The organism is Streptomyces sp. NBC_00057 (genome assembly GCF_045041165.1).
Classification (GTDB): Bacteria; Actinomycetota; Actinomycetes; order Streptomycetales; family Streptomycetaceae; genus Streptomyces.
In genome coordinates this window covers 4,670,084-4,684,867 of the sequence record NZ_CP108256.1, presented here as the reverse complement: position 1 = coordinate 4,684,867, position 14,784 = coordinate 4,670,084, and the positions used below count along the sequence as shown (strand labels likewise).

15 protein-coding genes and 1 tRNA gene are annotated in these 14,784 nt (G+C 68.4%); 6 read left to right on the top strand and 10 right to left on the bottom strand.

The annotated features are described in order from the left end of the window. Positions 1-45: 45 nt before the first annotated feature. The 9 genes from OG953_RS22010 to OG953_RS21970 form a co-directional block, all read right to left on the bottom strand. Positions 46-390, bottom strand: coding sequence for a rhodanese-like domain-containing protein (locus OG953_RS22010; RefSeq protein WP_405686313.1), 345 nt, complete (start codon positions 388-390; stop codon positions 46-48). A gap of 46 nt (positions 391-436) precedes the next feature. Then, positions 437-1,402 (bottom strand): J domain-containing protein, encoded by a 966-nt coding sequence (locus OG953_RS22005; protein WP_405686311.1) that lies wholly within the window; start codon positions 1,400-1,402, stop codon positions 437-439. 58 nt (positions 1,403-1,460) lie between these two features. Beyond that, the gene (locus tag OG953_RS22000; protein WP_405686309.1) at positions 1,461-2,912 is read right to left on the bottom strand and encodes a DUF2252 domain-containing protein; all 1,452 of its coding nucleotides are present in this window, start codon (positions 2,910-2,912) and stop codon (positions 1,461-1,463) included. A gap of 147 nt (positions 2,913-3,059) precedes the next feature. Then, a complete protein-coding gene (locus tag OG953_RS21995; protein WP_405686307.1) occupies positions 3,060-3,260 on the bottom strand; it encodes a hypothetical protein in 201 nt (66 codons plus the stop codon). Beyond that, positions 3,236-3,499: a hypothetical protein gene (locus tag OG953_RS21990; RefSeq protein WP_405686305.1), complete on the bottom strand. Its 264-nt coding sequence runs from the start codon at positions 3,497-3,499 to the stop codon at positions 3,236-3,238. Before OG953_RS21990 ends, OG953_RS21995 begins: the two co-directional genes overlap by 25 nt. A 26-nt stretch (positions 3,500-3,525) precedes the next feature. Further along, complete coding sequence (locus tag OG953_RS21985; protein WP_405686303.1) at positions 3,526-4,806, bottom strand: glycosyltransferase family 39 protein; 1,281 nt, start codon at positions 4,804-4,806, stop codon at positions 3,526-3,528. Then, complete coding sequence (locus OG953_RS21980; RefSeq protein WP_405691977.1) at positions 4,803-5,993, bottom strand: glycosyltransferase; 1,191 nt, start codon at positions 5,991-5,993, stop codon at positions 4,803-4,805. Before OG953_RS21980 ends, OG953_RS21985 begins: the two co-directional genes overlap by 4 nt. Before the next feature lie 137 nt (positions 5,994-6,130). Further along, positions 6,131-6,601, bottom strand: coding sequence for a cellulase (locus OG953_RS21975; RefSeq protein WP_405686301.1), 471 nt, complete (start codon positions 6,599-6,601; stop codon positions 6,131-6,133). An 11-nt stretch (positions 6,602-6,612) separates the two neighbouring features. Beyond that, entirely contained in the window at positions 6,613-7,119 is a 507-nt protein-coding gene (locus tag OG953_RS21970) for a SigE family RNA polymerase sigma factor (protein ID WP_405686299.1), read from the bottom strand. Between the two features lie 392 nt (positions 7,120-7,511). On the opposite strand from OG953_RS21970, the gene OG953_RS21965 reads away from it, so the two are divergent. Then, the gene (locus OG953_RS21965) at positions 7,512-7,736 is read left to right on the top strand and encodes a hypothetical protein (protein ID WP_405686297.1); all 225 of its coding nucleotides are present in this window, start codon (positions 7,512-7,514) and stop codon (positions 7,734-7,736) included. A 677-nt stretch (positions 7,737-8,413) separates the two neighbouring features. Here the strand turns inward: OG953_RS21965 and OG953_RS21960 are convergent. Continuing rightward, positions 8,414-8,496 (bottom strand) — tRNA-Leu (locus OG953_RS21960). A 315-nt stretch (positions 8,497-8,811) separates the two neighbouring features. On the opposite strand from OG953_RS21960, the gene OG953_RS21955 reads away from it, so the two are divergent. The 5 genes from OG953_RS21955 (at position 8,812) to OG953_RS21935 (ending at position 14,744) form a co-directional block, all read left to right on the top strand. Beyond that, the gene (locus OG953_RS21955; protein WP_405686295.1) at positions 8,812-9,702 is read left to right on the top strand and encodes an FhaA domain-containing protein; all 891 of its coding nucleotides are present in this window, start codon (positions 8,812-8,814) and stop codon (positions 9,700-9,702) included. Between the two features lie 10 nt (positions 9,703-9,712). Then, positions 9,713-10,228, top strand: coding sequence for an FHA domain-containing protein (locus OG953_RS21950; RefSeq protein ID WP_093895021.1), 516 nt, complete (start codon positions 9,713-9,715; stop codon positions 10,226-10,228). 129 nt (positions 10,229-10,357) lie between these two features. Further along, positions 10,358-11,869: a Stp1/IreP family PP2C-type Ser/Thr phosphatase gene (locus tag OG953_RS21945; protein ID WP_405686293.1), complete on the top strand. Its 1,512-nt coding sequence runs from the start codon at positions 10,358-10,360 to the stop codon at positions 11,867-11,869. A 23-nt stretch (positions 11,870-11,892) separates the two neighbouring features. Beyond that, positions 11,893-13,293, top strand: a complete 1,401-nt coding sequence (locus OG953_RS21940) for an FtsW/RodA/SpoVE family cell cycle protein (RefSeq protein ID WP_405686291.1) — start codon at positions 11,893-11,895, stop codon at positions 13,291-13,293. After that, positions 13,290-14,744, top strand: coding sequence for a penicillin-binding transpeptidase domain-containing protein (locus OG953_RS21935; protein WP_405686289.1), 1,455 nt, complete (start codon positions 13,290-13,292; stop codon positions 14,742-14,744). The genes OG953_RS21940 and OG953_RS21935 overlap by 4 nt, the downstream gene beginning before the upstream one ends. The last annotated feature ends 40 nt before the right edge of the window (positions 14,745-14,784 follow it).

The following is a 14,784-nucleotide window of genomic DNA, read 5'->3' as shown; positions in this document are numbered from 1 at the left end:
GGTCGAACGTCCGCTTGGCACTCCAGCAGCCGAGCGGCCCCGGTCTCAGAGCACGAAAGCCGGGTTGCCGTTGTCGGTGACCATCGGACGTCCGGCACCGTCCCAGGCGAACATCCCGCCATCGATGTTCACGGCGTCAATGCCCTGCTGCACCAGGTACTGGGTGACCTGGGCGGACCGGCCACCGACCCGGCACATCACATGCACGCGCCGACCGTCCTCGGCAGCTTCGGTCAGCTCACCGAAACGGCCCACGAAGTCACTCATCGGAATGTGCAGGGCGCCTGCGACATGCCCGGCCGCCCATTCGTCGTTCTCCCGGACGTCCAGCACAAAGCCGTCCGACGGAACCGCCGCGACATCCACCGAGGGCAGCGGGGCGAAATTCATGGGTCATGCCTTCTCTCGTACGTACGCTCCAGAGTCACCGGGAACGCTACTGCACCAGACCCGCCAGCTCCGCCTCACGCTGAGCGACCTCGCCCAGCAGCTGATCGGCGATCTCGTCGAGCAGCCGGTCCGGATCGTCGGGCGCCATCCGCAGCATGGCCCCGATCGCGCTCTCCTCGAGCTCCTGAGCGAGCACCGTCAGGAGTTCCTTGCGCTGGGTCAGCCAGTTCAGCCGGGCATAGAGCTCCTCGCTCTCGCTGAGCTCCGCCTCCGGCACTACCGGCCCCGCCGCCCACTCCTGCGCCAGCTCCATCAGCAGCGCCTCGTCCCCACGCCCGTAAGCGGCGTTGACGCGGGTGATGAATTCCTCCCGGCGTGCCCGCTCCGTCTCGTCCTGAGCCAGGTCCGGGTGGGCCTTGCGCGCCAGCTCGCGGTACAGCTTGCGTGCCTCCTCGGTCGGCCGGACCCGCTTGGGCGGCCGGACCGGCTGCTCGGTCAGCATCGCCGCCGCCTCGGGGGACAACCCGTCGGAGTCGATCCAGTCGTGGAACAGCTCGTCGACGCCCGGCATCGGCATCACGATCGCCCGGGCCTCCTGCGCCTTGCGGAGGTCTTCGGGGTCACCGGTCCTGGCGGCGCGGGCCTCCGCGATCTGCGCATCGAGCTCATCGAGGCGGGCGTACATCGGCCCGAGCTTCTGGTGGTGCAACCGGGAGAAGTTCTCGACCTCGACCCGGAAGGTCTCTACCGCGATCTCGAACTCGATCAGCGCCTGCTCCGCCACCCGCACAGCCTTGGCGAGCCGAGCCTCGGGCCGACCTCCATCAGCAGTTCCGTCGGCAGCCCCGCCAGTTCCGCTGTCAGTCCCAGCGGCAGCGTCGGTCTCCGAACCGGCACCAGCGTCGGCACCGGCCGGCCCTCCGTGCTGCACATCCTGCTCGTGCTGCCGGTCGTTTTCCTGCCGGTCATCGTCGTTCCGGGTGGTCGGCACCCCGGCGGCTTCGTGGGTCACCCGTCCAGCGTATGGCCACCGTCCACGCCCCGAGGACGCGCGGTCGACTCAATGCCCCTCACACACCCAGTTCGGCGGCTATCCGCCCCGACCCGATGGCCCGCACCAGCTCCGCGTGGTCCGCCTCAGTACGGTCCGCGTACGTCACCGCGAACGCCGCCACCGCCTCGTCCAGCTCCTCGTTCTTGCCGCAGTAGCCCGCGATCAGCCGCGGGTCGGCGCTGTGCGCATGGGCCCGGGCCAACAGCGCTCCGGTCATCCGGCCGTAGTCGTCGACCTGGTCGGCTGCCAGTGCTGCCGGGTCCACACTGCCCTTGCGGTTCCTGAACTGCCGCACCTGGAACGGGCGCCCGTCGACGGTGGCCCAACCCAAGAGAATGTCGCTGACGACCTGCATCCGCTTCTGCCCGAGCACCACCCGGCGCCCCTCGTGCGCCACCTCCTCCACATCGAACCCGGCAGCCGGGAGGTAGGGCGCCAGCACTGACGGCCGCGCCTCCTTCACCTGCAGCACCAAGGGCTCGCCACGGTGATCGAGCAGGAGCACCACATACGAGCGGGTACCGACGCTCCCCGTGCCGACCACCCGGAACGCCACGTCGTGGATCGCGTATCTGGCGAGGAGCGGTACCCGGTCCTCCGAGATCGTGCCCAGATAGTCGCCGAGTCCCGCCGCCACCGCCGCGGCCTCCTCGTCCGGCACCCGCCGCAGCACCGGCGGCGCGTCTATGAAGCGGCGTCCACTGTCCCCGGAATCCTCGGTGGACTTGGCAGCGAAGCGGGCGCTGGTGTTGTTACGGGCCTTCTCCGAAACCCGCTCCAGGGTGCCGAGCAGGTCCCGCGCATCCGTGTGCGAGACCAACTCCTCGTCTGCGATGGCGTTCCAGGCATCGAGCGCGGGCAGTTTGGCCAGCAGCCGCATCGTCCGCCGGTATGCGCCCACCGTGTCGTATGCGCCCTGGCGACAGGTGTCCTCGTCCGCCCCGGCCTCGCGCCCGGCGAGCACCAGCGAGGTGGCGAGGCGCTTGAGGTCCCATTCCCAGGGGCCGAAAACGGTCTCGTCAAAATCGTTCAGATCGATGACCAGACTGCCCCGCGCATCGCCGTACAGCCCGAAATTGGCCGCGTGCGCATCGCCGCAGAGCTGGGCACCCACCCCGCTGACCGGCGTGCCCACCAGGTCATGGGCCATCAGCCCGGCCGAGCCACGCAGAAACGCGAACGGTGTGGCTGCCATCCGCCCCACCCGGATCGGGGCGAGACCGGGCACCCTGCCCCGGCTCGACTCCTCGACCGCCTGCACGGCATCGGGCCGCCCGGCCGGAAGGTCAAGGGCTGAGTGAGAGACCCTGGGCACCCTCTCCCGCAGCGCCTTGCCCGCCTCCCTGGGCGACTGCGGCGCACTCTTGCCCGTCACAGTCGTCCGACGCGCGAATCCGGGCACGACCGGAATGCGCGGATCATCCGTCACAGCCCGCTGAACCGGCACTGTCGCTTCGATTTCACCCATGGCGCGCAGCCTCCCCCGCTTTCGCCCTGCGCTCCTGGCCCCATGCCCTGTCGCAGATCAATTGCGACGAAGGTACCGCCGTCCGCCGAAAGCCGTCTGCCCTGTGGAAAACTCACCTCGCGGCCTGTGGACAACAATCTGTCCTGGTCAGGCGCCGACGGCCTCTTCGAGCGCTTCTTCCAGCTCTTCCTCGTCGTCCGCCCCGGTCCGGGCTTCGGCCCTGACCTGCTGCCCCGTCCCTGTGCTCCCCCGGCCTCGGCGGACCCGACGACGGCGCCGACCGGAGTTGAGCATCACGAAAAGCACCATGACGCCGAGCGTCGTCATTGCTCCCAGCGGGACAGCCATGGGGCGGATGTCCTGGCATCAGATCCGGCAGGGGACAGCCAGGCGGTGCAGTAGGCGACGAGCCACAGCCCCAGGCGCGTGAACAGGTGGAGCCGGAGGTCCGTGAGGGTCAGTCGGTCGAGCAGTCGCCGCTGCTCGGGGGCGCCGGTGGGGTTCCGTACGGGACCTGGATCGCGTGCAGGATCACGGTGTGCCGGACTCGAGGCCGACTGCTTGGCGGCGGGCAGGGTCGTGGTCATCGGGCATCCATTCCTGGGTCCTTCGGTTACGGGACGCCGAGTTCGAAAAGGCCGTAGCCCGCGTACGAGCCGGAAGCCAGGGCCGCGATGCCGAGGAGCATGAGCTGGTGGGTCAGGCTGAGGCGGCGCAGGGCGAGGGCGAGCGGGAGAAAGAGCGGGAAGAGGGGGAGCAGATAGCGGGAGACGTTGCCGAATATCTGCTGGCTGCCCAGGACGAGGACGAGGGTGAGGACGGTGTAGACCATCAGGACGGCCGGGGGACGCAGCCGGATCAACAACGAGAGCAGTGTGAGCGCGAGCAGGACGACACCGACGCCGATCAGGTCCGCGAAGGGACAGGCGGAGAGATAGTCGGAGTGGCCCACCGGGACGGATGTGAGGACGTCGAGGGTGTGTCGGCCGTAGTCCCACTCGTGGGCCCAGGCACCGGACTGAAGCCTGAAGTAGCCGCCGTAGTCGCCCATTTGGTGACCCACCCAGCCGAGATAGGCGAGGAGGCCGAGCGGGGCGACGGCCATCGCGGCCACCGGACGCAGGATGCCGTCCCGGCGACGGTAGAGCGCGAGCAGGGCCGCGACGGCGACGGCGGCGATCAGCGCCACAGCGGTGGGCCGGTTGAGCCCTGCCACGCAGGTGAGGAGACCGGCGGTGAGCCAGCGGCGGCTCAGGACGGCATGGCAGGCCCAGACGGCCAGGGCCACGTAGAGGGAGTCGGAGTAGACCGCCCACTCCACGCCGGAACCGGGCCAGACGGCCCAGAGTCCGGCCGCGGCCAGCCCGGCCCGTCTGCCGCCGAGGCGTTCGGTGATGGCGTAGATGCCCAGGGCGGCGGCCAAGGAGGCGACGACGGAGACCAGCAGGCCGGCGCCGTACAGGCCGAGGCCGGTGAGCTCGGAGACCAGCCGCATCAGCGCCGGGTAGAGCGGGAAGAACGCCGCCGAGTTCCCTTCGAGGGTGATCGGGCCGGTGGCGCCGGGGATCGGGACCAGCTGAGGGTCGTACCCGTGCGCGGCGATCTGCTGGTACCACCAGCCGTCCCAGCTGGCCAGGACGTCCCACGGTTGGGCGCCGCCGCCGAAGCGCGGGTTCTTCGTGCGGTAGTCCCCGGCGGAGTGCAGCAGCCACATGAAGGCGGCGAAGCCGATGAACTTGAGCGTGCCGTAGACGGCCAGTACGGCGCCGTAGCGCTCGGCTGTGCGGCGCAGCCGGCGCCGGCGGTCGGGGCCCGTGGTGGCGGGCTGTTGCGACAGCCTCGCGTTCCAGCTCAGGGTGCCGGTCGCGGTCGTACGGGCGGTGGTCCTGATCATGCGCGGAACACCCACGCTCGGAAGAACAGGAACCGCAGCAGCGTCGCGGCCAGGTTGGCGGCGAGGAGTACGGCGAGTTCGGTGGCCTGCCCAACCGAGGGCACCGCGTGGTGCAGGGCGGCGAGCGATCCGCCGGTGAGCGCCAGGCCGATCAGGAGGACGACCAGGCCCCTGCCCTGGTGGCGCAGCACACCGCCGCGGCCACGGAGGCCGAAGGTGAGCCGCCTGTTCACGGCCGTGTTGGCGACGGCACAGACCAGCAGCGCGAGTGCGTTGGCGGCCTGGGATCCGGCCACCGGGCGCAGCGCCGCGTAGAGGAGCAGGTATGCGAGGGTGCTGACGGCTCCTACGGCGGCGAAGCACACGAGTTGGGTGGCGAGCCTGCCCGGTGCGTCGGCGCCACCGTCGCGGAGCGACCCGCCCGGCGGCAGCGTGCCCCGTGCCAGTGCCCCGCCGATCCTGGCGATGCCGCGCAGGTCGGCGAGTGCCGTGGCGAGGATGTCGACCCGGGTGTCGGGATCGTCCACCCAGTCGACCGGCACCTCATGGATGCGCAGCCCGGCACGCTCGGCGATCACCAGCAGTTCGGTGTCGAAGAACCACTCTGAGTCCTGCACGAGGGGCAGCAGTCGCTCGGCCACATCGCGCCGCACCGCCTTGAATCCGCACTGCGCGTCGGAGAAGCCCACGGCGAGGACGGAGCGCAGGAGGGCGTTGTAGCAACGAGAGGTGATCTCTCGCTTGGGGCCGCGCACCACCCGGGAACCGGGGGCCAGGCGGGTGCCGATGGCGATATCGGAGTGGCCGGAGAGCAGCGGGGCCACGAGCGGCAGCAACGCCGTCAGTTCCGTGGACAGGTCCACGTCCATGTACGCGAGTACGGGGGCCGACGAGAGCGACCAGGCGGTACGCAGCGCCCGGCCGCGACCCTTCTCGGCCAGCCGAAGCCACTGTGCTTCGGGCAGTTCGTCTGCCAGCCGAGCGGCGATCCGCGGGGTGCTGTCCGTGCTGGCGTTGTCGGCGATGGTGATACGGAACGGATAGGGGAAGGTCTCGCACAGGTGTGCGTGGAGCCGCCGCACGCTCGGCTCCAAATCTCTCTCCTCATTGAACACGGGGACGACCACGTCCAGGACGGGCTCCGGGTGGTGCGTCGCCACCGGTGCGCGGTGCGGCAGTCGGCTCAGGTCCTTCAGGGCAAGTGGCCCTTGATTTCTCACATTTTGTCCTTTTTGTGACCTGGTACGGGGCAGGCCGAAGACACTCGGGGCAACGGTGTGCTAAGGCGTTACGGGGTGACGAGCGAGGACGAAGCGGTCGACGGCTAGTTCCGCGCGGTCGCCGTACCCGAAGGCGGGGCCGAGGTCGAGGGCGGCGACTCGCCCTCCGTGCTCCCCGGCAGGGTCTCGGTGGCCGTGGCCGTACTCCCGGTCGTGGCCGGCGGCGTGATTGAGGCAGTCCCGTCCGGGGACGCGGGAGCAGTGGAGGTGCCCGAGGAGGAGGGCGCGCTCGGGGACACGCCGGATGTCGCGGGCGGGGCGGAGGGCGTCCGGCTCGTCGCGGGCTGTGGGCGGGGGTGGCTGGGCTCGACCCGGGTCACATAGCCGGGCAGCAGGAACAGCCCGACACTGAGGCCGACGACGGCCAGGACGGAGCCGACTGCCCTCTGCGCGGCCCGTCTCCGGTACCGGACACGCACCCCTGCCCAGAGACGTTCCCGGTGCTTCGGCTCGAACGGTGCGGGCGCCTCGGTGTCGCACATCATCTGTGCCAGCTGCCGCTCGAAGTGATCCATGGGGTTCTCCTTCACCGCACCGGCTCGTTCACATCGCCCAGGAGCTGCCTCAGCTGCGCCACTCCGCGTGCGGCATGGGACCGAGCCGTACCCACCGGGCACCCGAGCACCTCCGCCACCTGCCCCTCGGGAAGGTCCTGGTAGTAGCGCAGCACCACCGCCACCCTCTGCTTCGGCGACAACTGGGCCAGCGCGGCCTCCAGCCGAGAGCGCTCCACCACGTCCGCGGACACATCGCCGACCACCGCCGCCTCGGGCAGCTGTTCGACGGGGCGTTCACCCCACCAACGCCGCTGTCCCGAGCGTGCCGCCGCACGCACCATCACCTTGCGGACGTACGGCTCCGGTGCGTCATCCGCGACCTTGGGCCAGACGAACCAGAGCTTGACCAAGGACTCCTGCAACAAGTCCTCGGCCCGATGCCGATCGCCTCCGACGAGCAGACGGGCCAGGTGGACCAGCACCGACCAGCGGGCAGCCACGAACTCGTCGAACGCACGGGCTCGACTCTGCTCCATCCACACTGTCCCTGTTCTCGCCGGTCGCCTACACCCTGTAAAAGGCACTGGCACGCGGCCCACGATGCACCTGCGGCCCGTGATCTGGATCACATGGCATGTCGACGACAAGCGCGAGACGCTCCTCCGTCCCATCCCGTCAGCGACGCCGACGACGAGGACGCGGTTCGACGGCCCCGCCCGACGGCCACCCGCCCGACGGGAAGGGCACCGCCGTCGAAGACCAATGGCGCCAACCCCTTCGGCCGCAGGGGGATTTCCGTATCTCCAGGTGGAAGGCCGGCCCGGTCGTCCACGAAGCGGTGTTGGCAGCGGCCGCCGAGCGGCTCGAGACCCCAGGCAGTGCGAGCCACCTGTTCCGCCCGAACTGCCACAGCCGCGGAACGAACACAGTGACCAACTTCCTGAGCCGGACCAAGCCCAGCGATGACGTTCCCCGCCTGGCCATGGGGCACCTGCGCTCCACCTGGCCGGTCGATCTCTTCGAATCCCGAGTCCCGATCACTGTGATCGTCGCGGCGGCAGGCGTGGACACGCTTCACGGACCCTCCCGCATCCTGCCGTTCCTCCGCGGCATCCCGGCCGACGAAGCTGCCGCACTGCTGCGAGGCGACTAATGGGCGCCGCCGTCCCCATGGGCCAATGCCCCCTCAAGCCGCACACGCTCGGCCGCGGCATTCACTTGCCCCTCGTGGACCCGGAGCCGAGCCCCGCCGGCCCGGTCGCGGTCTGCCGCCGGCGCAGCATCACCGTCGCCCCCGCTGCAGGTGCCAAGCACTGGCAGGCCCTCGAGTACGACGACGAGGAATGACAGAAGGTCTACTTCCGGCTCCGGAACAGCGTCGAGGGGTACAACGGCTACGCGAAGAACCCCCTCACCGAAGCCATCGAAGCCTCGGGCTCGCGCCGCATCGCCGCCCGGACGATCCTCCTTGTCTTCCAGCTCGCCCACGCCAACCGCCGGAAGATCAAAAATCGGGTCGAGACGCTCGCCCTCAACGGAGAGCGCCCCCGCAGGCGCACGCACCACCGGCGCCGCACCAAGCCGCTGGGCAACTGGACCCCCACCGGGTATCTGGCACCCACCGGCTAATGATCAACCCCAGCCCCACCAACTGGAGATCATCAAACAAGCAGGGCCCGCACTGCGAGGCATGTCATGGTGTGGGCTCATTCACGCATAAACCGCCCTGTACGTACCGACTCGGACGGCCACGCTCCCGGAACAACGAGAAACGGGCCCCCACCAGGACTTTCGTCTCTGGTGAGAACCCGTTTCATCGGTTTCTCCTTGTGCGCGAGGGGGGATTTGAACCCCCACGTCCCTAAGGACACTGGCACCTGAAGCCAGCGCGTCTGCCGTTCCGCCACTCGCGCAAGAGTGGTGTTTCCAGACTCTCTCACCGTTTGGTGCGAGCGCCTGGCGACATCCGGAAGATTAGCACGCTGGACAGGGTGGATTCACATCCGTTGTTTCACCGAACGCCTGGCGGGAACCGGGAACGCCGTGCGGCCGCCCCCACTCCTCCTCAGTGCACCCAAGGTGCGGGACACTGTCAGGAGGCCGCCTCTACGATCCGTGTGAGAGGTGACACTCATCCACAGGGCAGACAAGGGGAACCAGCCGATTTCCCCACGCGTGGATACGATCAGTAAGCAGTACAGGGACGACTACAACGGAGGAGGTGCCCCATGGGAGTCATGAAGCGTTTCGAGCAGCGTCTCGAAGGTCTGGTCAACGGCACCTTCGCCAAGGTCTTCAAGTCCGAGGTCCAGCCGGTCGAGATCGCGGGAGCCCTCCAGCGCGAGTGCGACAACAACGCAACAATCTGGAACCGTGAGCGGACCGTCGTCCCCAACGACTTCATCGTCGAGCTCAGCACCCCGGATTACGAGCGACTCAGCCCGTACTCCGGCCAGTTGGGCGACGAACTCTCCAGCCTGGTCCGCGACTACGCCAAGCAGCAGCGGTACACCTTCATGGGCCCCATCAAGGTCCATCTGGAGAAGGCCGACGACCTCGACACCGGGCTCTACCGGGTGCGCAGCCGCACCCTGGCGTCGAGTTCGTCACAGCAGCAGGACCCCCAGGGCCGGCAAGGACTGCAGAGCCAGCCGGGACAGCACGGCCAGCCCCCCTACCCGGGCCCGGGGCGGCCTGCACAGCCCACCGGCGGCTACGGCTACCCGCCCAGCTCCGCCCCGCCCATGCCCGCGGCCCCGCCGCCGGGCGCGGGCAGGCCCGGAGCGCCCAGTAGCGACCGGCACCCGCCGGCCGGACCGAGCCCCCTGCCGAACGCGCAGGTGCGGCGCTGGATCGAGATCAACGGCACCCGCCATCAGATCTCCCGCCCGACGCTGGTGCTGGGACGCAGCACCGACGCCGACGTGCGGATCGACGACCCCGGCGTATCGCGCCGGCACTGTGAGATCCGGACCGGAACGCCCTCGACGATCCAGGATCTCGGGTCTACCAACGGCATCGTGGTAGACGGGCAGCACACAACCCGCGCTACGCTCCGCGACGGCTCGCGGATCGTCGTGGGCAGCACCACCATCGTTTACCGGCAAGCCGAAGGGTGAAGCGGGGGCAATGTCAGAGCTGACCCTGACGGTCATGCGGCTAGGTTTCCTGGCTGTTCTGTGGCTGTTCGTGATCGTGGCCGTCCAGGTCATCCGCAGCGACCTGTTCGGAACGCGCGTCACGCAGCGCGGCTCACGCCGCACTGCGACCGACGCACGGCCGCCACAGGCACGCCAGAATGCCGCGGCACCGCCGCAGCAACGTCAACAGCCCGGCCGCCAGCGCCGGGGGGCACCCACAAAGCTGGTCGTCTCCGAGGGCACACTCACCGGCACCACGGTGGCGCTCCAGGGGCAGACCATCACGCTGGGCCGTGCCCACGACTCAACGATCGTCCTGGACGACGACTACGCGTCCAGCAGGCATGCCAGGATCTACCCCGACCGTGACGGCCAGTGGATCGTCGAGGATCTCGGGTCCACCAACGGCACGTATCTCGACCGGACCCGACTCACCACCCCGACACCTGTTCCGCTGGGCGCGCCGATCCGGATCGGCAAGACCGTCATCGAGCTGCGGAAGTAGTACGACAATGAGCGAGCGGAGCGAGCGAGCCGCGGCGGTCCGGGCAACGGACCCGGCCCGGCTCCCGACCGGAGGGTGGGCAGTGTGGCTCGAGACCGGCTGTACCCCGAGCCGACGGGAGAGGTGCGCATGAGTCTGTCCCTGCGCTTCGCCGCCGGATCGCACAAGGGCATGATCCGGGAAGGCAACGAGGACTCCGGCTACGCCGGTCCGCGCCTTCTCGCCATCGCCGACGGCATGGGTGGCCAGGCAGCCGGCGAGGTCGCCAGCTCCGAGGTGATCTCCACCCTCGTCCAACTCGACGACGACGTCCCGGGCTCGGACATCCTCACTTCGCTCGGTACGGCGGTCCAGCGGGCCAACGACCAACTGCGCATGATGGTCGAGGAGGACCCCCAGCTGGAGGGCATGGGCACCACGCTCACCGCCCTGCTCTGGACCGGCCAGCGCCTCGGCCTCGTCCACGTCGGCGACTCCCGCGCGTACCTGCTGCGCGACGGCGTGCTCACCCAGATCACCCAGGACCACACCTGGGTGCAGCGGCTGGTCGACGAGGGCCGGATCACCGAGGAAGAGGCCACCACCCACCCGCAGCGCGCCCTTCTGATGCGTGCCCTGGGCAGTGGCGACCACGTCGAACCCGATCTCTCCATTCGTGAGGTCCGGGTCGGCGACCGCTATCTGATCTGCTCCGACGGGCTCTCCGGCGTCGTCTCCCACCAGACGATGGAAGAGACCCTCGCCAGTTACCAGGGCCCCCAGGAGACCATCCAGGAGCTGATCCAGCTCGCCCTGCGCGGCGGCGGCCCGGACAACATCACCTGCATCGTCGCCGACGTCCTCGACGTCGACAGCAATGACACCCTGGCCGGACAACTCAACGACACCCCGGTCATCGTCGGCGCGGTCGCCGAGAACCAGGCTGCGCAAATGACCGCCGCCGAAAGCACAGCCGCCATGCAGACCCCCGCCGGACGGGCGGCCGGCCTCGGCCGCCCCGTCCCGCCGCCCGCAGGCGGCTTCGGTCCGCCCGGAAGCGGTGACGACAGCGACTACGACGGCTACGGCGGAATGCCGGACGGCTCCTTCGACGCATACACCGACGACGACTTCATCAAGCCCGGCGGCGGCCGCAAGTGGCTCAAGAGGTCCTTCTACGTCGTGCTCACGCTCGCTGTCATCGGCGGCGGTCTCTACGGCGGCTACCGCTGGACCCAGAACCAGTTCTATGTCGGCGCGAAGAACGAGCATGTCGCGCTGTTCCGTGGCATCAGCCAGGACCTGGCCTGGGTCTCGCTCTCGAAGGTCGAGAAGGACCACCCCGAGATCGAACTCAAGTACCTCCCGCCCTACCAGCGCAAGCAGGTCGAGGCGACCATCGCCGAGGGCAACCTCACCGCCGCACGCGAGAAGATCGGCGAACTCGCCGTCCAGGCATCGGCCTGCAAGAAGGACGCCCAGCGACGCACAGCCGAGAAAGCCCGCTCCGACGAGGGCCAAGCCGCTGGTACGGGCTCGGACGGCACCAAGACATCCGCCGCTTCCGATGCCACCAAGACCAAGCCGACCGCAACTCCCACTCCTGGTCCCAGCCTCTCGGAGGAAGAGAAAAAGCTGGTCCCGCAGTGCGGTAAGCAGTAAAGCCGTAGGGGGCCTTCAGCACCATGAGCGTTGTCACCAACACGACCACGATCGGCGCGATCGACGCACCGAGCCGTCGCAACACCGAGCTCGTCATGCTTCTCTTCGCCGTCTTCATCTCGGCGTTCGCGTACGCCAACGTGGGCCTCGCCCTCAACGGCGAATTGCCCTCCGGCATGCTCGGATACGGACTCGGGCTCGCGCTGCTCGCAGGCGTGGCACATCTCGCGGTCCGAAGGTTCGCCCCGTACGCGGACCCGCTTCTGCTGCCGCTGGCCACCCTTCTCAACGGACTGGGCCTGGCGTTCATCTGGCGCCTGGACCAGTCCGAACGGTTCCAGGCAACCGCGAACTTCGCGCCCGCCGCCTCCAAGCAGCTGGTGTTCTCGGCAGTGGGCGTCGCGCTGCTGGTCGTCGTTCTGGTGGCCCTCAAGGACCACCGCATCCTGCAGCGCTACACCTACATCTCCATGGTCGTCGCGCTCATCCTGCTGATCCTGCCGATGTTCTTCCCCGCGGTGAACGGCGCCAAGATCTGGATCAAGATCCCCGGCGTCGGCACAATCCAGCCAGGGGAGTTCGCCAAAATCATCATTGCGGTGTTCTTCGCCGGCTATCTCATGGTCAAGCGCGACGCGCTGGCCCTGGCCAGCCGCCGCTTCATGGGCCTCTATCTGCCCCGAGGCCGCGACCTCGGACCCATCCTCATGGTCTGGGCCTTCTCAATCCTGATCCTGGTCTTCGAGACCGACCTGGGCTCTTCCCTGCTGTTCTTCGGCATGTTCATCGTGATGCTGTACGTGGCCACCGAACGCACCAGCTGGATCGTCTTCGGTCTGCTGATGTCCGCAGTCGGTGCCGTCGGTGTCGCCGCGTTCGAACCGCACGTCCAGCAGCGCGTCACTGCCTGGCTAGACCCCTTCGCGGGCTGGGGCACGGAACCCGCCAGCGAGCAGATGGCCAAGTCCCTGATGGCGTTCGGCTCCGGCGGCACTCTCGGCACCGGCCTCGGCCAGGGCAATTCCGACCTGATCGGCTTCGCCGCCAACTCCGACTTCATCCTCGCCACCGTCGGCGAAGAGCTCGGCCTCGCCGGGATGATGGCCATCCTTCTCATCTACGGTCTGATCGTCGAGCGCGGTGTCCGCACCGCGCTCGCTGCCCGCGATCCCTTCGGCAAACTTCTCGCGATCGGGCTCTCCGGCTCGTTCGCCATTCAGGTCTTCGTCGTTGCCGGCGGTGTCATGGGACTCATTCCGCTGACCGGTATGACCATGCCGTTCCTCGCGGCAGGCGGGTCGTCAGTGATCGCCAACTGGGCCCTGATCGGCATCCTGCTCCGCATCAGCGACACTGCGCGCCGCCCCGCGCCGGCCCCAGCCCCATCACCCGACGCCGAGATGACCCAGGTGGTCCGACCGTGAACAAGCCCCTTCGCAGGATCGCTGTCTTCTGCGGGGTGCTCATCCTCGCTCTCCTGGTCCGTGTCAACTGGCTCCAGTACGTGCGTGCCGACGAACTGAACGCGAATGAGCACAACCGCCGCGTCCAGATCGAGCGGTACGCACACGAGCGCGGCAACATCATCGTCGACGGAAACCCCGTCACCGGGTCCGTCGAGACCAAGGGCAGCGACTTCAAGTACAAGAGGGTCTGGAAGGACGGCCCCATGTGGGCCCCCGTGACCGGTTACTCCTCGCAAGCGTTCGATGCATCGCAGTTGGAGAGCATCGAGGACGGAATCCTCACCGGCAACAGCGACCAGCTGTTCTTCAACCGCACACTGGCTCTCTTCACCGGCGAAAAGAAGACCGGCGGCAACATCGTCACGACCCTCAACGGCGCCGCCCAGAAGGCCGCCTTCAAAGGGCTTGGCGACAAGAAGGGTGCAGTAGCCGCGATCGACCCGCAGACCGGCGCCATCCTGACCCTCGTCAGCACCCCTTCGTACGATCCCTCGGTCTTCGCGGGCAATTCCCTCAAGGACGCGGATGCTCGGCAGCAGCTCCTGAAGGACAAGGACAAGCCGATGCTCAACCGGGCGTTGCGCGAGACCTACCCGCCGGGATCGACCTTCAAGGTCGTCACCGCCGCGGCCGCGCTGGAGAACGGGCTGTACACCAGCATCGACGAGCCCACCAAGTCGCCACTGCCCTACCGGCTCCCGCTGACCACCGGCAACCTGGAGAACGAGGGCAACATCCCGTGCGAGAACGCCTCGCTCCGGGAAGCGCTGCGTTGGTCCTGCAACACCGTCTTCGGCAAGATCAGCGATGACCTCGGCAACCAGAAGATGATCGACCAGGCCAACAAGTTCGGCTTCAACAAGGAAATCTTCACTCCGGTACGGGCCGACGCCAGTGTCTACCCCAAGGACAACCGCCCGCAGAACGCCATGGCCGGCATCGGGCAGGCGTCCAACCGCGCCACCCCACTGCAGATGGCGATGGTCGCCGCCGCGGTCGCCAACGACGGCAAGCTGATGCAGCCGTACATGGTCGCCGAGCGCAAGGCCCCCAATCTGGACGTGATCTACACCCACGAGAAGGAGCAGCTCAGCCAGCCCCTCTCGGGTGAGAACGCCCAGAAGCTCCAGCAGATGATGGAGACCGTCGTCAAGAACGGCACGGGGCAGCAGGCCAAGATCCCCAATGTCACCGTCGGCGGCAAGACCGGTACGGCCCAGCACGGTCTCAACAACAGCGAGAAGCCGTACGCCTGGTTCATCTCGTACGCCAAGACCGACAGCGGCTCCCCGGTCGCCGTCGCCGTGGTCGTCGAGGACAGCCAGGCCAACCGCGACGACATCTCCGGTGGCGGTCTGGCCGCTCCGATCGCAAAGGATGTAATGAAGGCGGTCATCGACAGCAAGTAGTGATGCCCATCACATCGGGTGCCATACCTGCACATTGGGA